Genomic DNA, 18,019 nt, shown 5'->3' on the forward strand with positions numbered 1-18,019 from the left:
CATCGCGTCCTTCCCGCACTTTCCGTATCGGGCGTATACCCGCGATCTCACCCGTTACCCTCCGTGAAACGAGCAATTTTCGAATCGGTCCGGCGCGGGCGGGTAGCTTCGGTAGGCATGGCGTCGGTGTTGCAGTGGTGGATCCCCGGATGGGTGATTCTGCTCGTACTGGTGGCGGTCTACGAGCTGACCGTGAACAAACGCCGCAGGCGCCGCCGAACCCCCGTCTCCGGCACGTTCACCGACGAGTTCACCGCGCTGTTCTACGCGACCAAGCGCATGGAGCTGGACCATCGCGAATCGGTGTCGATGCTGCGGGACGAGCAGGACGAGGCCGCGCCGCCGCTGGTCGGGGTCGACCTGGAGCACCACCGGGTGGTGCTTCGCAAGCAAGCGCGGGACGGTAGCGACTGACGCTGCGCGCCTGCGATTTCCAGCGAAGGCGGCGGTCGTCGGCCAGAATGGGCCCATGCGTGGCTCGATGAGTGAGAAATGGGAGCGGTTCGGTGCGCACCTCGAGACCGCACCGGGGCGGCTGACGAGCGAGATCCGCCGCGTCTTGCGCGCCAGAGCCGCCGCGACAGCCGATCCGGGCCCGCACGACCCGACGGAACTCGCCACCTTCGCCGATCTGGTGGCCGACCGGTCCTACCGGGTCACCGAGCAGCAGATCGCGGCGTTGAAAGCGGCCGGGCACACCGACGACGAGATCTTCGAGGCGACCGCGGTCGCCGCCTACGGCGCGGCCGACCGGCGCCTGCGCGCCGCGCGGCTGGCGTGGGAGGGGAACTGAAATGTGGCTCGAAGCGGTGCGATCCGGCCACGACCGGCCAACCAGGTTCGTGTTGTGGACCATGCGGCGATTCAGCGGCGTCGAGGTCCCCGCGGTGCTGAAGGTGCTGTTCTATCGGCATCGGTTCTTCGGATCGCCGCTGTCGGACCTGATCCAGGAGGCCATGCGCGGACCGTCGTACTGGACCGTCGCCGAACGCGAGATCTTCGCGACGCACACCTCCCAGGCCAACGAGTGCCCGTTCTGCGCGACCTCGCACGAGGCCATCGCCGGTGCGTACATCGACGCCGACGTGGTGACTCGCGCCTTGGCCGACGGCGCGGATTCCCCGCTGCGTCCCGAGGCGCGCGCCATGCTCGGTTTCCTCGCGAAGATGGCCCGTGACCCCGAGGGGTTGACCGCGCAGGACGCCGCCGTGGTCCGGCTGGCGGGGGTTTCCCGGGACGCGTTCGACGAGGCCGTCTGGGTCGGCACCTGCTTCAACGTGATCAACCGGATGATGAACACCGTCGGGGCGGGCCCGCTGGAGGGCAGGCAACCGAGCGTGAGCGCCCGATTCATCAAACTCGCCGGCTACCGTATGCCGCCGCCGGTGGCATTGTTCTCGCGCGGCGTCTGACCGCTTTTCCTGCGATTCACTCGCGTGCCGGATCGATATGTGTTCTCCTCGAATGGTGAGCCAAGTCCACTTGGGGCACATTTTTCACATCGCCGGTAGCCCTGCTGCCCGCGATGTGCCCGACGCGCTGGCCGACGTCCCGGACGGGGCTTTGATAATCGACGACCGTGGTCGGATCGCATTCTGCGGAACGCGCTCGGATATCCCGGACGAGTACCGCGCCGAAAAAGTGTTCGACCATCGGCCCGGATTCCTGCTTCCCGGGTTCGTCGACACCCATGTTCATTTCCCGCAGACCTTCGCAGGAGATGCCTACGGCGGCGGCCAGCTGCTGGAATGGCTGGAATTGTGCATCTATCCGGCGGAATCCCGTTACGCCGAAGTAGAGTTCGCGCGATCGGCGGCAGCCGAATTCTGTACCCGGCGCATCGCCGCGGGCACCACGGCGGCGATGGTGTTCGGCTCGGCGTTCCCGCACGCGCAAGACGCGCTGTTCGCCGAAACCCGCCGACGCGGTCTCCGGATGGTCGGCGGCCGTGGCATCCAAACGACCGGAGAGCCGTCCGCGGCGCCCTTGATCACCACCGAAGACGACGCCATCCGCTTGACGAGCGAGGAGATCGACAAATGGCACGCCGCCGACACCGGTGACGTGGCCACCGCCCTGTTGCACGTGGCGATCGTCCCCCGCTTTTCGCTGGCGGTGACTCGACGAACTCTCGACAACCTCGGCGAGCTGTACGACTCGGTGCGCGAACGCGGCGTCTATTTCCACACTCATCTCAACGAGAACAACCGTCCGGGAACCGGGGAAGTCGACACCACCAAGCACGCCTACGGCGTGACCACCTATCTGGACACCTATGACGGGAAGTTCCTGCCCGGGTCGGCGGTGGGCGGCAAGAGCCTGCTCGGCAGGCGCAGCATCCTCGCCCACTGCGTGCACTGCCAGGACGTCGAGCTGGCGCGGATGGCGGAAACGGGCACGTCGGTGGCGCATTGCCCGGTGTCGCAGCAGTTCCTCGGCTCCGGCACGATGCCGTGGAAGCGGACGCTCGCCTCCGGCGTCACGGTGGCCGCGGGCACCGATTACGGCGGTGGCGACGAATGGCTGATCCCGCAGGTGCTGGCGGCCGCGTTCAAGGTGCACATCTCCGAGCCGGGCGAGCACGGGGTGTCGATGCATCCGGCGGAAATGTTGTTCACCGGCACGCTGGCCGGGGCGCGCGCCTTGGATATGGAAAACCGTTTCGGGAATTTCGACGTCGGTAAGGAAGCCGACTTCATCGTGGTGGAACCGGCGCGAGTTCCCGCTCTGGAACACACGCTGGCACAGGGCATTCGTTCCGAAGACCCCGCATTGGCCCGGGATCAGACGTTGTTCGCGCTGCTGATGGGTATCCGCGAACCCGCGATCACCGAGGTCTATGTGCAGGGTCGCCGCATCGACGTCGCATAGCGTCGATGGACGCCGCCGCTACCGCCGTAACGGTCTTTCATCGACCGGCGCACGACGGGGATTTTCGGGACTGGCTCATGCGGATCACCGAAATCGCCCGGCGAATGGACGGATTCGTGAGTTCCTCCGTGGCGGTCACCGAAGGCCCGCTTCTCGAACCGGGATTCAGCGTCACATTCCGATCCGAACCCGCACTGCACGCATTTCTGGACTCGGCCGAACGAGCGGCCGCACTGTCCGACGGCACAATGCTCGGTTTTCATTGCAAGAGTTCGGATCTGGTCATCGTCGAGGGCGGGTCGCCACCGCCGGGTATCGGTGTGTTCCGGCACAGCGTCGCGCGCGACAAGGAAGCCGAGTTCGAGGCCACCGAGGCACGGCTCGTCGCGGTGAGTTCCACGTTTCCGGGATTCGAAGGCGCCGCCCTTTTCCCGTCGGACGGAGGGCGCTGGTTCTCGGTGCTCCGATTTCGTACGGAACGGCAGTTGTCGGATTGGCTGGGCTCGGACGAACGCGCCGCCACCCTACCGGAATTGCGTGCGAAGCTGACCGAGGACTTCACCGTGCAGGCGCACACCACGCCGTTCGGCTCGACCGTGCGAACGGTCGACGGCGAGACCAGGATGACGCCGACGTGGAAGACCGCCATGCTGGTGTTGCTGGTGTTGTATCCGACGGTGATGGTGCTGTCGCGTTTCCTCGGCCCGGTGCTGGACCGGGTGGGATCGCCACCGTGGCTGGCGTTGTGGCTCAGCCAGATCGTGAGCGTGGGCGTGATGAGCTATTACCTGTCGCCCGCGGTGGCGAGCCGATTTCGCCGGTGGCTCGATCCGATCGACGGCGCGGGCAGGCGGATCAGCGCCGCGGGAGCGGCGGTGGTCGTCGCGCTCTACGCGCTGACGCTGTTGCTGTTCGCGTCGGTGCGCTGGTTGCAGTACTGGGACTACGACTGAGCGCGCTCAGGACAGGTCGAGATGCCGGTTCATCGACATCGCCGCCTCGGCCAGTTCGGGCAGTTCGAGCACCGTGACACCCGCCTGCCGCAATTTCTCCACTCCGACGCAGTTCACCACGAACGTCGACGGCTCGCGCCACGCGATCACCACGACCGGGATACCGGCCCGCAGGATCCGGTCGGTGCACGGCAGCCGGTCCTTCGTCCCGCGTTCGGAGCAGGGTTCCAGCGTGCTGTAGAGCGTGGCCCGCCCCAGCCGCGGATCCGCCCGGTCGAGCTTGCCGAGCGCCGCCTCCTCGGCGTGCTCCTTCGGGTCGGACTCACGGGAGTAACCGGTCGCGATCTCCGCACCGTCGGCGACGATCACCGCCCCCACCGAGAACGCGCCCTCGGCCACCGGGCACAAACGCGCGAGTTCGATGGCCCGGTTCATCCAATAGTGGTGGTCGGGCTCGGTCACCGGATCACCCTCCTTCGGCACACTCGTCCTGCGAAAGAAGAAAAGCCCCCCACCTGCGCAAACAGATGAGGGGCTGGAGCGGTGGCGGAGGGATTTGAACCCTCGGAGGGGGGTTACCCCTCACACGCTTTCGAGGCGTGCTCCTTAGGCCGCTCGGACACGCCACCGCCGACAACCATACCGGACCGTCGCCGGATCGCTAAATCGCTTGCTGACCTGCGCTGGCCCGTGGACTCAGCGCTGGGTGCGGAAGAACTCGTCGAGCAGTGCCGCGCACTCGTCCTCTAGCACTCCACCGCGCACCTGGGGGCGGTGATTGAGACGACGGTCGCGCACCACGTCCCACAGCGACCCCACAGCGCCGGTCTTCGGCTCCCACGCCCCGAAGACCAGGCGGCCCACCCGTGCGAGCACCAGCGCGCCCGCGCACATCGTGCACGGCTCCAGGGTGACGGCGAGGGTGGCGCCCTCCAGCCGCCATCCGTCGCCGTACACCGCGGCGGCACGGCGCAGCGCCAGGATCTCCGCGTGCGCGGTGGGATCGCCGAGCGCTTCCCGCGCATTCGCGGCCCGCGCCAGTTCCCTTCCGGCGGAGTCGAACACCACCGCGCCGACCGGCACGTCACGATCCCCGGCGGCCGCTGCCGCGCTGATGGCGGCACGCACCATGTCGGCGTCCGACGCAATCGGGCCGTTCGGGAGAACGCCCACGTCAGCTTGGCAGTTTGTCCAGTACCGCGGCGAGTTCGCCTGCGAAGCCGAGACGCTGGGCGATCATGGTGAGCTGCTCGTCCGGGTAGAGATCGGTCTCGGCGAGGATGACGCTCAGCACCGGTTCGGGCAGGCCGAGATCGGCGAGCACCCCGAGGTCGCCCTCTTCCCACGGCTCGACGTCGTCCAGTTCGTCCGGATCGATATCGGGAATCTCCACGTTCAAGGCCTCCAGGACGTCCGCGGCGATGTCGTAGTCGATCGCGGCCGTGGCGTCCGAGACGAGCATGCGGGTCCCGCTCGGCGCGGGCCGGAGCACGATGAAGAACTCATCGTCGATGTCGAGCAAGCCGAACACCGCTCCGGAGCTGCGCAAAGCCTTCAGTTCGTTTTCCGCGGCGGACAAATCGGTGAGCGCGTCCCGGCTCAGCGGACTGCACCGCCATTTGCCTTCTTCGCGGACAACCGCCACTGCGAACCCTTCCACGTCGTCGTAATCGTCCGACGCCGCCCTGTTCGTGCCCGAGCGCTGTGCTGCCATGGCCGCAACGGTAGTCTGCTCGAGCGGAAATGTTGAAGTCGTATGCCAATCTGTTCGGGTGACTTCGGCGATGAAAGCACCCGTATGCGTCCTGGGGACCGGTCTGATCGGTGGATCGCTATTACGCGCGGCCCTCGCCGCGGGCTATGACGGCTGGGGATACAACCGGTCGGCGGCGGGCGCGCAGGCCGCGCGCGCCGACGGATTCGACGTCACCGAAGATCTGCCCGCCGCGTTGCGCCGCGCCGCGGGAACCGACGCGCTGATCGTCGTCGGGGTGCCGATGCCCGCGGTGGACCACATGCTCTCCGCGATCGCCAGCTACGCCCCCGAGTGCGTGCTCACCGATGTGGTGAGCGTGAAGGCGCCGGTCGCGGCGGCCGTGCGCGACCATGGGCTCGCCGACCGGTACGTCGGCGGTCATCCGATGGCGGGTACGTCCGAATCCGGCTGGGCCGCCACCGATCCGGAGTTGTTCCGCGACGCGGTGTGGGCGGTCGGCGTCGACGAGGGCACCCGGGCCGAGCCGTGGACCCGCGTGGCGCGGCTCGCCCTGGACTGCGGCTCGGTGGTGGTACCGGTGGTGGCCGCGGAGCACGATCGCGCCGTCGCGCGCATCTCCCATCTCCCGCATGTGCTGGCCGAGGCCCTGGCTCTGGCGGGCGCGACCGGGGGCGATCTGGCGCTGGGACTTGCGGCCGGATCGTTCCGCGACGGCACCCGGGTGGCGGGCACGGCGCCCGATCTGGTTCGCGCGATCTGCGAACCGAATTCGGCGGCGCTGCTGGAAGTTCTGGACGAAACGCTCACCGTGCTCGGCGCGGCCCGCGACAGCCTGCGTGCCGAGACATCCCTCGCGGACCTGGTCGAGGCCGGGCACGACGCGCGGCGACGCTACGAATCCGCGCGACGCTGGGAGATCACCGATACCCTCCCCGGTGACCAGGATTGGCTGGAACGCCTGCGAGCGGCGGGGCAGCGCGGCGGCGTCCTCACCCGGCTGAGCTGATCTCGCGACGGCCGGCGAGTCCGATCGAGGTTCGGTGCGGCGTCAGATCCGTTCGGCCAGGCCCGGGTAGTCCAGCAGGAAGCCGTCGGCGTCCACCGTGACCGTGGCGCTGGAGACCGGCGACAGCACGCTGATGCCGTCGGCGGCGCTGCTGTAGATCAGCGTGGCCTCTTGGACGAGCAGGTCGGGCAGGCGGACGTAGACCACCGGGACCTGGACGTCCTCGACCGCGTGTTGCAGGTCGTAGCGGCGGATCGGCAGCGTGTTGAAGAACGGGCTGAGCACCACGTCCACGTCGAGGGCGCCCGCGAAGGTGGAGCGCACATGGTTGCCGCCCGCGTCGACGAGCCAGTAGTTCTCCTCGTCACGGGCGATCGAGGCGTGCCGCTCACCGGCGGCCGTCGTGGTGCGCAGCGACAGCCGCTTCGTCGCGCCGTTCTCGTCGGTGACCAGGTCGTACGACGCGCTGAAGGCGGGGTGATCCGCGCTCGCGCCGCCGATCATGCGCCCGGCGGCGCGGATGCGGTTGCCATTGAGCTGCACCCGCACCGACTCCATCCGGGTCGCGTCGTGGGCGCGCCAGGTGAGGATCGCCGGCCACCGGGATTCCTGCGGACTCGCGGCGGGGCGCTCGGGGTCGGGGGCTGGGGTCGTCACGTATCTACCGTAAGCGACACCCGCCCCCGGCCCGCACAACCGCCGCTCATCACACCAGCGACTCCCGCCACGCCGTGTGCAGGCCCGCGAACCGACCGCTGCCCGCGATCAGGGCATCCGGCGCGCCGTCCTCGACGATCCGGCCGGATTCCAGCACCAGCACCCGGTCCGCGATCGCCACCGTGGACAGCCGGTGGGCGATGATCACCGCCGTGCGCCCGCGCAGCACGGTCTCCAGCGCCCGCTGCACCAGCCGTTCGCTGGGGATGTCCAGGCTCGAGGTGGCCTCGTCCAGCACGATCACCGCCGGGTCGGCCAGGAACACCCGCGCGAACGCCACCAGCTGCCGCTGCCCCGCCGAGAGCCTGCCGCCGCGCTTGCGCACGTCGGTGCCGAAGCCCTCCGGCAGCGCCTGCACGAAGTCGTACAGGCCGACGGCGCGCGCCGCCGCGAACACCTCCGCGTCGGTGGCCTCGGGCCTGCCCAACCGGATGTTGTCGGCCACCGAACCGGAGAACAGGTAGGACTCCTGGGTGACCATCACCACGTTGCGGCGCAGGTCGGCGTCGGACACCTCGCGCAGATCGACGCCGTCCAGGGTGACCGTGCCGCCGGACGGGTCGTAGAACCGCGTCAGCAGCTTCGCCAGCGTCGACTTGCCCGCACCGGTCGCACCCACCAGCGCGATCACCTGCCCGGCCGGGATGTCCAGGGTGAACTCCGGCAGCACCGGCCGTGCCCGCCGATCGGGCTCACCCGGTTCGGTGGACGGCGCCGAGTGGGCATCCTTCCGCGCGGACGAGTAACCGAACCACACCTTCTCCATGCGCACCGCGCCCGACGCCTTCTCCAACGCCACCGGGCGCGCGGGCTCGGGCACCGACGGCTCCTCCTCGAGCACGCCCGAGATCTTCTCCAGCGCGGCCGCCGCGGACTGGTAGGCGTTGAACACCTGCGCCAGTTCGTCCAGCGGCCCGTAGAACTCGTTGAGGTACAGCAGGTAGGCCGCGAGCACGCCGACCGCGAGGTCACCCTCGATCACCCGCCAGGCGCCGACCACGATGACGGTGACCGTGGTCAGGTTGCCGAGCAGCTTGGTCAGCCCGGCGTAGTCGCCCATGCCGCGCATCGCCGCGGTGGTCGCCTGGCGGTATTCGGAGTCCTCGATCGCGAGCACCGACTCGTTGCGCTGTTCCCGGCGGAACGCCTGCACCGCCCGCATGCCGCCCATCGACTCGACGAACTGCACGACCACCTTGGCGATCGCGGCGCGCGTGCGCCGGTAGCCCGCTCGCTGCCTGCGCTGCGCCCACCGGGTGACCATCACCAGCGGGACGAATCCGACCAGCACGATCGCCGCGAGAGCCTGATCCAGGTAGATCAGCAGCGCCGCGATGGTGAGCACCGACAGGATCGCGCTCAGCGCCTGGTTGAGGGCGCTCTCCAGCAGATCCTGGAGCGTCTCGATGTCGCCGGTGAGCCGCGCCACCACCTTGCCGGAGGTGTATTTCTCGTGGAAGGCGACGCTGAGCCGCTGCACGTGCGTGAACGCGCGGACCCGCAGGTCGAACAGCACGCTCTGGCTGAGCCTGCCGGACACCCGCAGGAAGGAGTACGTGCAGACCACGCCGAGCAGGACCGAGCCGAGGTAACCGGCCACGCTCCCGGCCAGCGGCCCCCAGTTCCCCTCGACACCGCGCGCTATGCCGGTGTCCAGCGCGTGCGCGACGAACAGCGGCGCGGACACCTTCGCGACGTTGTCCAGCACGATGAGCACCAGCGCGAGCGCGGTGAGCTTGCGGTAGGGCTTGACCAGGTCGAGCAGCAGCCGCCGGGAGCGGCCGGCCAGCACCAGATTTCCGGTCTCGGTGACCGCTTTGTCCTCGCCCGCGATGCCACGCCAGTCGGCCGCGGCTTCCTCGCGTGCCGGAACAGGCTCCGGTGCTTCGTCTTTCGAGTCACTGATCGTCGTAGTCATCGCTACTCACCTCCCATCAGTTCGCGGTAGCTCCTGCTGGTACGAAGCAGTTGATCGTGGGTGCCCTCCGCGACGATCCGGCCGTCGGCGAGCACCGCCACCCGGTCGGCCAGCGCCGCCGTGGACGGGCGATGCGCGACCAGCAGCGTCGTCGCGTCGGCCAGCACGGTGCGCAGGCGTGCCTGCACCCGCTCCTCGGTCTCCACGTCGAGCGCGGACAGCGGGTCGTCGAGCACCATGATCCGGCTGCGCTCGCCCCCGCCCGCACCGGTGAGCACCGCGCGGGCCAGCGCGAGCCGCTGCCGCTGGCCACCGGACAAGCTCAGGCCCTGCTCGCCGATCCTGGTGTCCAAGCCCCAGGGCAGGTCGTCCACGAACTCGGTGGCCTGCGCGACCTCCAGGGCGCGGCGCACGTCGGCGTCGGTGGCGGTCGGGTCGCCGAGCGCGACGTTCTCGCGCACGCTCGCGGAGAACAGCACCGGATCCTCGAAGGCGACCGACACCAGCGACCGCAGATCGGCGACTCGCATCGTCGCGATGTCGATGCCGTCGATGGTGATCGCACCGTCCGTCACGTCGTACAGGCGCGGGATCAAGTTCAGCAGCGCCGTCTTGCCGCTTCCCGTCGCGCCGACCAGCGCCACTGTCTCGCCGGGACGCACCCGCAACGACACCTCCCGCAGCACATCGTCTTCGGCCTCGGGGAAGGCGAATCGCACGGCGTTCAAGCGCAATTCGCCGCGGATGCGCTCGGGCAGGTCCACCGGGTCGGCCGGGTCGGTGATGTCGGCGGGGGTGTCGATGATCTCCCAGTACCGGTCGGCCGCGGTGCGCGCGTCGTTCAGCTCGGCGAGCAGGAAGCCGGTCCAGATGATCGGCCACTGCAAGAAGGTCGCCAGCGTGATGCCCGCGATCAAGGTGCCGAGCGTCATCGTGCCGTGCGCCACCGCGTACCCGCCGTACCCCAGCGCGAAGGCGATTGCCAGCTGCGGCAGGCTCACCATGAGCGACCACAACGTCGCGTCCAGGCGCGCTTTCAGCAGCTCGGTCTGCCGTAGCTCCTGCGCCTGCGCGGTGAAGCGGTGGCCGAAGAACACGCCACGCCCGAACGCCTTGAGCACCCGGATGCCCTGCGCGGATTCCTCTGCGGTCGTGGCCAAATCGCCGGACTGGTCCTGGGAACGCCTGGACGCCACCGCGTATCGGCGTTCGAAACGAATGCAGCCGATCACCAGCGGGATCGAGATCACCGCGAAGATCAAGCCGATCTGCGGGCTCAGCCCGATCAGCACGAGCAGGCCTACCGGGATGATCACGCAGTGGACCAGCAGGAACGGCGCCGCGAAGGACACGAACCGGCGCATGGTGGCCAGATCATCGATCGCTCGCGAGAGCAGCTGACCCGACTCCCACGCGTCGTGCCTGCCGATCGACAGCGCTTGCAGCTTGCGGAAGATCTCGGCGCGCACCGTGATCTCGAACCGCGTCGCGGGCGCGGCGATCAGCCAGCGGCGCCCCCACACGCCTGCCGCCTCCACCAGGCCGAGGGCCGCGACCGCGGCCACCGGCCCGAGCGCGCCCGCGAGATCGCGGTGGGCGACCGGGCCGTCGATGATCCGGGCGATCATCAGCGGGATGACGACGGCCGTCAGGCCGGACAACACCGCGAGGCCGCTGGCGGCGAGCAGGATGCCGGCATGCGGACGCAGATACGGCCCGAATCGGCGCAGGGAATGCAGGCGGCCCGTGGCGGCGGGCCGCCCCGTTCTGTCGGCCTCCGGTTCGGCCGACGAAACGTCCAGTGCGACAGACAAGACTCCCCCTCGAGGTATGTGACTGGCGGCGGAGAACGGGACCCACGGTGATGTTCGCAGCGGGGTCCGACATTCCAGGGTCGCACCGGAACGTGTATCGACCAACCGATTTTCCGGCTGCCGCCGGAGATCCGCGGCGACGGGTGCGACGCTCATTCGCCAAGCCAACAACCTCGAGTGAACTCGAGGTCAAACCGCACGTATCTCGACTGCCTCCCATGCTGATCGTCACCGGATATCTACGGATCGCGACCGCTACCTCGACATCTGCCGTGAGGCGGTAGCGCTCGCCCGCGCGCGCGAAGGTTGCCCGGCCCTCCGCCTCGGCGCGGACCTGCTCGAACCTCAGACCCCGCTCTAGCCGACGATCGCCGTCTCCGACTCCCACTCCTGCGGCGCGTCCGGGAACGCCTGCTGCTGGTGGCCGCCGCGCAGCGTGCCCTCCAGATAGGCCGCCCGGCAGGCGCGGCGGGCGATCTTGCCGCTGGAGGTGCGCGGAATCGAACCGGCGGGCACCAGCAGCACATCCCGGACCATGACGCCGTGGCGATGCGCGATCGCGGCGCGCACGGTGTCGGCAACCGACTCCGACTCGAGCTTGCCCGCACCGGTATTGCGCTCGGCGACGATCACCAACTGCTCGGAGGTGTCCTCGGCGTCGAACGCCAGACCGGAGCGGCTGCCCTGCTCGAAGACCAGTGCGGGCAGTTCGTTGGCGGGCACCGAGAACGCCGCCACGAAGCCGGGGCGCAGCGCCGTGCTGGATTCCTGGGCCGAGAACTCCAGGTCCTGCGGATAGTGGTTGCGGCCGTCGACGATGACCAAGTCCTTGACCCGGCCGGTGATGTACAGCTCGCCGTCGAGGTAGGCGCCGAAATCGCCGGTGCGCATCCAGTTGGCGTCGGGCGGCGTGCCCTCCGCGTGGCTGCCCTCGGGCAATCGGGCGGCCAGTTTCGCGCGGAAGGTGGCCTCGGTCTCCTCGGGGCGCCCCCAGTACCCGATGCCCATGTTCTCGCCGTGCAGCCAGATCTCACCGACCTCGCCGTCCCGTCGCTCGGTGCCGTGTTCGGGATCGACGATCACCGCCCACTGCGACAGCGCGACGTACCCGCAGGACACCTGCGCGATGGCGTTGTCGGCGTCCGCGGCGACCTCGACCATCCGCCCGGCGTTCAACTCGGTCCGGTCGACATGGACGACCCTCGCCTTGTCCTGGGCCCGGGTGGCGGAGACGAACACCGTCGCCTCGGCCATGCCGTAGGAGGGCTTGATCGCCGTCTCCGGCAACCCGTACGGCGCGAACGCGTCGTTGAACTTCTTCATCGACGACACCGACACCGGTTCGCTGCCGTTGATCAGCCCGATCACATTGGACAGATCCAATTTCTCGCCCGGCTTCGGCTTACCGCGAGCCGCGGCGTGTTCGAACGCGAAATTGGGTGCGGCGGCGAATGTTCCGGCGCCGTCGGAGGCCGCGGCCAGTTCCTTGATCCAGCGATAGGGGCGGCGCACGAACGCGCTCGGCGACATGATCGTGATGAATCCGCCGCCGACCGTCGGCAGGATCACGCAGAGCAGGCCCATGTCGTGGAACAGCGGCAGCCAGGTGACCCCGCGCGAATGCTCGGTGACGCCGATGGCATCGATCATCTGCAACAGATTCGTGCCCACCGCTCGATGGGTGATCGCTACGCCCGCGGGCGTCCGGGTCGACCCCGAGGTGTATTGCAGATAGGCGACGCTGTCGATGTTGATGTCCGGGCGCACCCACGAGGCGCCGACGCTATCGGGAATCGCCTCCACCGCGATGATGCGCGGACGCTGCGCCGGCGGCAGATGCCGGAAGAATTTCCGCACACCCCCGGCCGCGGATCCCGAGGTGAGGATCGCCGCCGGAGTGCAGTCACCCAGCACCGCGTGCAAGCGGTCGGTGTGGCCCTGTTCCTCCGGATCGAACAGCGGGACCGCGATAGTGCCCGCGTACACCGCGGCGAACAGCGAGACGACGTAGTCGAGTCCTTGCGGAGCGAGAATCGCCACTCGGTCGCCCGGCTGGGTGACCTGTTGCAGCCGTGCCGCCACCGCGTGCAAGCGCACACCGAACTGCCGCCAGGTGAGTTCGTGGTACTCGCCGTCCCTTTCCCGGGAGTAGTCGATGAAGCGGTAGGCGAGTTCGTCGCCGTTCTCCGCGCTGTGCTTGTCGACGAAGTCGATCAGGGTCCTGTCGCCGCGGATTCTGATATTGCCCTGATCGTCCAGATAGTCGTCGAAGGTTTCGTCGATCATCGCCTTATCCTTTTCCAGCGCACAGCCACCCAGGGCGTGCAATGACACCGAACACAGGTCGATAACGAAGCGCCGGGAAGGCTAGCAGGTGCCCCGGCCACCTGGCGGTCAGTACCGTCCGAAGGCGAGCGCGACATTGTGCCCGCCGAATCCGAACGAGTTGTTCAGGGCGTAATCGATGCGGCCGGGCCTGGCTTGGCCGTGCACCACGTCCAGATCGATGTCCGGATCCTGATTGTCCAGATTCAGCGTGGGCGGAACGATTTCGTCGCGCACGCTCAGCACCGTGAGCACCGATTCGAGCGCCCCGACCGCGCCGATGGAATGACCGAGGGCCGATTTGGGCGCGTAGACCGACGCGTGGTTGCCCACTGCCTGGCTGATCGCGCGCGCCTCCGCCGTGTCACCGATCGGAGTGGCGGTCGCGTGCGCGTTGACGTGCGTGACATCGGTCTTGGCCAGACCCGCCGTGCGCATCGCCCGGGTCATCGCACGCGCGGCCCCGGTGCCCTCCGGATCCGGCGCCACCAGGTGGAAGCCGTCGGAGGTGATGCCCGCGCCCATCAGCCGGGCGTGGATGGTCGCGCCGCGCGCTCTGGCGTGTTCCTCGGTCTCCAGCACCATCAGCGCGCCCGCCTCGCCGAAGACGAAGCCGTCCCGCTCGGCGTCGAACGGACGTGAGGCGCTCTTCGGTGCGTCGTTGCGGGTGCTCATCGCGCGCATCATGCTGAACGCCGCGATGGCGAGGGCCTGGATGGAACCCTCCACGCCGCCGGTGACCACCATGTCGGCGTCACCCATGACGATCGCCCGCCACGCGTTGGCGATCGCCTCCGCACCGGAGGAACAGGCCGACACCGGCGTCGTCACCCCGGCACGCGCCCCGAGTTCGAGCGCGACGCAGGCGGCGGCGCCGTTCGGCATCACGGCTTGGACGGTGTACGGCGACACCTTGCGGTAACCCCCGTTTCGCAGCTTGTCCCGAGCGTGGATCATCGCCTCCGCGCCGCCGAGCCCCGTGCCGATCGACACCGCCAGACGGTGCTTGTCCACCTCGGGACTGCCCGCGTTGCGCCAGACCTCACGCCCGAGCACGAGGGCCAGCTGTTCCACGTAGGCGAGCCTGCGGGCCTCCGCCACGTCCAGATACGTCGCGGGCGGGACCTCGAGATGGCCGCCGATGCGCACCGGCAGTTCGAATTCGTCGATGAAATCGTCTTCCAGGACGTCGATACCGCTGTCGCCGTTGAGCAAGCCCTTCCACGTGGAATCCACGTCACCCGCGAGGGAGGTGGTCGCCGCGAGGCTGGTGACCACAACAGGGGGAAACTGTCCGTTTCTGGTGGAAGGCATCTGCATGTTTCGCTCACTTTCCCTAGCGTCGCTCTGGAACGTCGTCGAGCAGAAAGCAATGCGCGAGCGCGCCACCAGGATCGTGGGCGGCCCGCACAGATGGCACTGGAGCGCAGGCGGAACGGCCGGTCATCACGTCCGTGTGCGACCACCCTTGTGCATTATTGGAAATGCGCACGGATCGCACTGCGTGACACGCGGACCGTACCAGGTGCCGAGACCGATGGTCGCGTGTTCGGGTATCGCCTCGGACGACTCGAGTAACCTGCTCCCCGGGCACGGGACGCGCGGGCGGCGTCCGGTGTGGACGCGAGAAAGGGTAGGTCGTTGACGGGCGCGCGGATGGTCGGGCTGTTCGCCGGGATCGGCGGACTCGAGCTCGGCCTCGGCAGGCACGGCTGGCACACCGAGCTGCTGTGCGAGATCGAGCCCGGGGCCCAAGGGGTGCTCGCCGCCCGTTTCCCGGACGTGCCCCTGCATTCCGACATCACCCGGCTGCGGGCGATCCCGGCGGGAACGGAACTGGTCGCGGCGGGATTCCCGTGCCAGGACCTGTCCCAGGCGGGGCGCACCGCGGGCATCACCGGCACGCGCTCGGGTCTGGTCGACGAGGTGTTCCGGCTGGTGCGCCGCAAGCGCGGCCCACGCTGGCTCCTGATCGAGAACGTGCCTTTCATGCTCCAGCTGGGGCGCGGCGCGGCGATGCGGCACATCACCGGCGCGCTCGACGAACTCGGCTACACCTGGGCCTACCGCGTGGTGGACGCCCGCGCCTTCGGCCTGCCCCAGCGCCGACAGCGGGTGCTGATGCTGGCTTCCCGCACCGAGGACCCGCGCGGGGTGCTGTTCGGCGAGGACGCCGGTCCCCGCGTGATCGGCGATCCCGAGGTCGATCCGTGCGGCTTCTACTGGACCGAAGGGGTGCGCGGACTGGGCTGGGCGGTGAACGCGGTTCCGACGCTGAAGGGCGGCTCCGCGCTCGGCATCGCCAGCCCGCCCGCGGTGCGGCTGCCGTCCGGGGAGATCGTCACGCCGGGGATCTCGGACGCCGAACGCCTCCAGGGCTTCGACCCCGGCTGGACGGCACCCGCCACCGAGATGCCGGGCATCCGGAAGGGTCACCGCTGGAAGCTGGTCGGCAACGCGGTGAGCGTGCGGATGGCGGCCTGGGTGGGATCGCGGCTGGCCGCTCCGCTCGACCCGATCTCCGGGGATCAGCCGCTGGCGCCGGGCACGCCGTGGCCGGTCGCGGCGTGGGGGCGCGCCGGTACGGCCTATCGGGTGCCGGTCTCGACCTGGCCGGTGCACGAGCCGTACGAGGACCTGGCCCACTTCCTCACCGACGCGCGGTTGCTGTCCGCCCGCGCGACGGCCGGGTTCCTGCGCCGCACCACCATGGGCAGTCTGCGTTTCCCGCCCGGCTTCCTCGCCGATGTGGAATGCCATCTGGATCGGATGGGCGGCTGGGCGGCATGAACCGGCCCCCTACCGACGCGGCCACCAGCGCGCGGATGGCGCGCCAGCGGCGCACCGGAACCGATCCCGAACTCGCGCTGCGCCGGGAACTGCATCGCCGCGGGCTGCGCTACTTCGTCGACCGCGCACCGATCCGGGGCCAGCGCAGGCGCGCCGATCTGGTCTTCCCGCGCCGGCGAGTCGCGGTCTACGTGGACGGCTGTTTCTGGCACCGCTGCCCGCAGCACGCCACCGATCCGAAGAACAACGCCGAATGGTGGGCGGTCAAACTGGCGGGCAACGTGGCCAGGGACCGGGCCACCGACGCGGCGCTCGTCGCGGCGGGATGGCGCGTGGTCCGCGTCTGGGAGCACGAGGATCCCGTCAGCGCGGCCGATCGCGTCCAGGCCGAGTTGTCAGCGGTGGTGGCGCACCCGCACGAGTGAACGCGGAGCGTGTGCGGCCAGATAGCCGGACATCACCATCACTGTGATGACCGCGATTCCGGCGGCGGCAGTCGCGAAACCGAGCATGGGGACCTCCTCGAGTTGCAGCTGTCGACCAGCGTGCCGGGCGAAGCTGACAAGACCCTGTGTCCCGGATGGTAGTGACGTGTGCGGCCCGCCGCTGTCCGGCGCGCTCTAGCAACCAGCACAATGGGGACGTGACGGATGGCTCGGACATCGCCGTTCGGCGGGTGCGACCGGCAACTGTGCTGGTCGCCGCGGCGATCGCGATCGCGGGGCTCTGCTATTCGTCCTGGGTGCTCCAGTTCGCGCTGAAGATCGATCTCGACCCGGTCGACACGTTCCTCAGCGAACTGGACGCGGAGGGCAAGCCGTACCGGGAGGTGTTCGCGACCGCGGACCTGATCGTCGGGGTGTCGCTCATGCCCGCCGCCGTCGCGGGACTGCTGTTGTTCCCGCGCCGCAGGATGACCACGGTCGGCTGGATCGCGCTGTTCTGCTTCGGCGCGGCGACCATCGCCGACGTCCTGCTACCGCTGCGCGACTGCACGCCCGGCGAGAGCGGGTGCGGCGGCCCGAGCGAACTGTTTCCGCAACTGCATCAGCCGCACGCGCTGACGAGCACGCTGGCGGTCACCTCGATCGCGGTCGCCGCGTGCGCATTCAGCCTCGCCGCGTTCCGCTACCGGCGCTGGCGGGTGCTGCGCGAATTCGGCTTCGTCGTGTTGGTGATCGGTGCGCTGGCGACGACCTGGATGCTGGTGGCCGACAATCTGCCGGGCAACTACGCCCTCGGGATAGCGCAGCGGATTCAGGTGGGTGCGATGTCGCTGTGGTTGATCACCTTGGCCCTGGCGGTGGTCTTGGAAGGTCGGGAGCGTGCCGAGCCGAGCTCCACTGACCGCCGTGCGATGCTTTCGCCCATGAGTGATCGCGTGAACATCTCCTCGGGTTCGGAGTTCGAAGACCTCGTCGGCTACTCGCGGGCGGTCCGGCTCGGGAATGTCGTCGCGGTCAGCGGAACCACCGCTTCGGCCCCCGGCGGCACGGCCGTCGGCGGCGACGACATCGGCGAGCAGACCAGGGAAACCCTGCGGCGCATCGCCTCCGCGCTGGAGGAGGCGGGCGCGAGCCTGGCCGACGTGGTGCGCACCCGCATCTTCGTCACCGACATCGCCCGCTGGCCCGAGGTCGCCAAGGCGCACGCGGAGGTGTTCGGCGAGATCCGTCCGGCGACCGCCATGTACGAGATCAAGGGCTTGATCACCCCGGCCCTGCTGGTCGAGATCGAAGCCGACGCGATCGTCGCCGGGTAGGGCGCCGATCGGCGCCCACCCTCCACGTGCCCGCCGTCCGCGAGCACGCTGTTCGACGGGCTGATCGTGCTCGACTGCGGTACGCCGACCGGACCCGCGATGCCGGTGACCGATGCAAGGGGCGCGCCCATCACACCACGCGGGCC

The 18,019-nt window shown here is 69.1% G+C and carries 17 protein-coding genes, 1 tRNA gene and 1 pseudogene; 10 read left to right on the top strand and 9 right to left on the bottom strand.

Features of this window, described 5'->3' with window-relative positions; all coding sequences use genetic code 11:
• Positions 1–117: 117 nt before the first annotated feature.
• The 5 genes from NG1_RS18265 (at position 118) to NG1_RS18285 (ending at position 3,824) form a co-directional block, all read left to right on the top strand.
• Positions 118–414, top strand: coding sequence for a DUF6191 domain-containing protein (locus NG1_RS18265; protein ID WP_062972387.1), 297 nt, complete (start codon positions 118–120; stop codon positions 412–414).
• A gap of 55 nt (positions 415–469) precedes the next feature.
• Positions 470–793, top strand: a complete 324-nt coding sequence (locus NG1_RS18270; protein ID WP_062972389.1) for a hypothetical protein — start codon at positions 470–472, stop codon at positions 791–793.
• A 1-nt stretch (position 794) separates the two neighbouring features.
• On the top strand, positions 795–1,412 hold the full coding sequence (locus NG1_RS18275) for a carboxymuconolactone decarboxylase family protein (RefSeq protein ID WP_062972391.1): 618 nt from the start codon (positions 795–797) through the stop codon (positions 1,410–1,412).
• A gap of 52 nt (positions 1,413–1,464) precedes the next feature.
• Positions 1,465–2,871 carry an amidohydrolase family protein gene (locus NG1_RS18280; RefSeq protein ID WP_062972393.1) on the top strand — a complete coding sequence of 469 codons (1,407 nt, stop codon included), beginning with the start codon at positions 1,465–1,467 and terminating at the stop codon, positions 2,869–2,871.
• Between the two features lie 116 nt (positions 2,872–2,987).
• Positions 2,988–3,824, top strand: coding sequence for an antibiotic biosynthesis monooxygenase (locus NG1_RS18285; RefSeq protein ID WP_245659949.1), 837 nt, complete (start codon positions 2,988–2,990; stop codon positions 3,822–3,824).
• A 6-nt stretch (positions 3,825–3,830) separates the two neighbouring features.
• On the opposite strand, the gene NG1_RS18290 is transcribed toward NG1_RS18285, so the two are convergent.
• The 4 genes from NG1_RS18290 to NG1_RS18305 all read right to left on the bottom strand — a co-directional run bounded on the left by NG1_RS18290 (position 3,831) and on the right by NG1_RS18305 (position 5,538).
• A complete protein-coding gene (locus tag NG1_RS18290; protein WP_062972446.1) occupies positions 3,831–4,286 on the bottom strand; it encodes a deaminase in 456 nt (151 codons plus the stop codon).
• 79 nt (positions 4,287–4,365) lie between these two features.
• A tRNA-Ser gene (locus NG1_RS18295) sits at positions 4,366–4,453 on the bottom strand.
• A 67-nt stretch (positions 4,454–4,520) separates the two neighbouring features.
• A complete protein-coding gene (locus NG1_RS18300; RefSeq protein WP_062972448.1) occupies positions 4,521–4,955 on the bottom strand; it encodes a nucleoside deaminase in 435 nt (144 codons plus the stop codon).
• A 43-nt stretch (positions 4,956–4,998) separates the two neighbouring features.
• Positions 4,999–5,538: a tRNA adenosine deaminase-associated protein gene (locus NG1_RS18305; RefSeq protein ID WP_062972397.1), complete on the bottom strand. Its 540-nt coding sequence runs from the start codon at positions 5,536–5,538 to the stop codon at positions 4,999–5,001.
• A gap of 70 nt (positions 5,539–5,608) precedes the next feature.
• Between NG1_RS18305 and NG1_RS18310 the strand changes: the two genes are divergently transcribed.
• The gene (locus NG1_RS18310; RefSeq protein WP_062972399.1) at positions 5,609–6,547 is read left to right on the top strand and encodes a prephenate dehydrogenase; all 939 of its coding nucleotides are present in this window, start codon (positions 5,609–5,611) and stop codon (positions 6,545–6,547) included.
• Between the two features lie 42 nt (positions 6,548–6,589).
• Here NG1_RS18310 and NG1_RS18315 read toward each other — a convergent pair whose 3' ends face one another.
• The 5 genes from NG1_RS18315 to NG1_RS18335 form a co-directional block, all read right to left on the bottom strand.
• Positions 6,590–7,204: a putative glycolipid-binding domain-containing protein gene (locus NG1_RS18315; protein WP_084499007.1), complete on the bottom strand. Its 615-nt coding sequence runs from the start codon at positions 7,202–7,204 to the stop codon at positions 6,590–6,592.
• 49 nt (positions 7,205–7,253) lie between these two features.
• On the bottom strand, positions 7,254–9,182 hold the full coding sequence (locus tag NG1_RS18320) for an ABC transporter ATP-binding protein (protein ID WP_084499008.1): 1,929 nt from the start codon (positions 9,180–9,182) through the stop codon (positions 7,254–7,256).
• Positions 9,183–9,184: 2 nt separating this feature from the next.
• Entirely contained in the window at positions 9,185–10,996 is a 1,812-nt protein-coding gene (locus NG1_RS18325) for an ABC transporter ATP-binding protein (protein ID WP_062972401.1), read from the bottom strand.
• A gap of 357 nt (positions 10,997–11,353) precedes the next feature.
• Complete coding sequence (gene fadD32, locus NG1_RS18330) at positions 11,354–13,282, bottom strand: long-chain-fatty-acid--AMP ligase FadD32 (RefSeq protein ID WP_062972452.1); 1,929 nt, start codon at positions 13,280–13,282, stop codon at positions 11,354–11,356.
• A 108-nt stretch (positions 13,283–13,390) separates the two neighbouring features.
• On the bottom strand, positions 13,391–14,641 hold the full coding sequence (locus NG1_RS18335; protein ID WP_062972403.1) for a KasA/KasB family beta-ketoacyl-ACP synthase: 1,251 nt from the start codon (positions 14,639–14,641) through the stop codon (positions 13,391–13,393).
• 336 nt (positions 14,642–14,977) lie between these two features.
• Here NG1_RS18335 and NG1_RS18340 point away from each other — a divergent pair, with 336 nt between their 5' ends.
• From NG1_RS18340 to NG1_RS37770, 4 genes and pseudogenes are all read left to right on the top strand, one after another.
• Positions 14,978–16,111: a DNA cytosine methyltransferase gene (locus NG1_RS18340; RefSeq protein WP_174315463.1), complete on the top strand. Its 1,134-nt coding sequence runs from the start codon at positions 14,978–14,980 to the stop codon at positions 16,109–16,111.
• A complete protein-coding gene (locus NG1_RS18345) occupies positions 16,108–16,536 on the top strand; it encodes a very short patch repair endonuclease (protein ID WP_040864358.1) in 429 nt (142 codons plus the stop codon). Before NG1_RS18340 ends, NG1_RS18345 begins: the two co-directional genes overlap by 4 nt.
• A 155-nt stretch (positions 16,537–16,691) precedes the next feature.
• Positions 16,692–17,399, top strand: a pseudogene (locus tag NG1_RS37765) (DUF998 domain-containing protein); the annotation flags it as partial.
• Positions 17,400–17,480: 81 nt separating this feature from the next.
• On the top strand, positions 17,481–17,873 hold the full coding sequence (locus NG1_RS37770; RefSeq protein WP_062972454.1) for a RidA family protein: 393 nt from the start codon (positions 17,481–17,483) through the stop codon (positions 17,871–17,873).
• Positions 17,874–18,019: the final 146 nt, after the last annotated feature.

The sequence above is a fragment of the Nocardia gamkensis NBRC 108242 genome (genome assembly GCF_001612985.1).
GTDB lineage: Bacteria > Actinomycetota > Actinomycetes > Mycobacteriales > Mycobacteriaceae > Nocardia > Nocardia gamkensis.

Excerpts from the sequence above, each read along its gene's own strand:
- NG1_RS18320 (WP_084499008.1), bottom strand. The coding sequence starts at position 9,182 with ATGACTACGACGATCAGTGACTCGAAAGACGAAGCACCGGAGCCTGTT.
- NG1_RS37770 (WP_062972454.1), top strand. The coding sequence starts at position 17,481 with ATGAGTGATCGCGTGAACATCTCCTCGGGTTCGGAGTTCGAAGACCTC.
- fadD32 (WP_062972452.1), bottom strand. The coding sequence starts at position 13,282 with ATGATCGACGAAACCTTCGACGACTATCTGGACGATCAGGGCAATATC.
- NG1_RS18335 (WP_062972403.1), bottom strand. The coding sequence starts at position 14,641 with ATGCAGATGCCTTCCACCAGAAACGGACAGTTTCCCCCTGTTGTGGTC.
- NG1_RS18300 (WP_062972448.1), bottom strand. The coding sequence starts at position 4,955 with ATGGTGCGTGCCGCCATCAGCGCGGCAGCGGCCGCCGGGGATCGTGAC.
- NG1_RS18340 (WP_174315463.1), top strand. The coding sequence starts at position 14,978 with ATGGTCGGGCTGTTCGCCGGGATCGGCGGACTCGAGCTCGGCCTCGGC.
- NG1_RS18265 (WP_062972387.1), top strand. The coding sequence starts at position 118 with ATGGCGTCGGTGTTGCAGTGGTGGATCCCCGGATGGGTGATTCTGCTC.
- NG1_RS18310 (WP_062972399.1), top strand. The coding sequence starts at position 5,609 with ATGAAAGCACCCGTATGCGTCCTGGGGACCGGTCTGATCGGTGGATCG.
- NG1_RS18345 (WP_040864358.1), top strand. The coding sequence starts at position 16,108 with ATGAACCGGCCCCCTACCGACGCGGCCACCAGCGCGCGGATGGCGCGC.
- NG1_RS18270 (WP_062972389.1), top strand. The coding sequence starts at position 470 with ATGCGTGGCTCGATGAGTGAGAAATGGGAGCGGTTCGGTGCGCACCTC.
- NG1_RS18305 (WP_062972397.1), bottom strand. The coding sequence starts at position 5,538 with ATGGCAGCACAGCGCTCGGGCACGAACAGGGCGGCGTCGGACGATTAC.
- NG1_RS18275 (WP_062972391.1), top strand. The coding sequence starts at position 795 with ATGTGGCTCGAAGCGGTGCGATCCGGCCACGACCGGCCAACCAGGTTC.
- NG1_RS18280 (WP_062972393.1), top strand. The coding sequence starts at position 1,465 with ATGGTGAGCCAAGTCCACTTGGGGCACATTTTTCACATCGCCGGTAGC.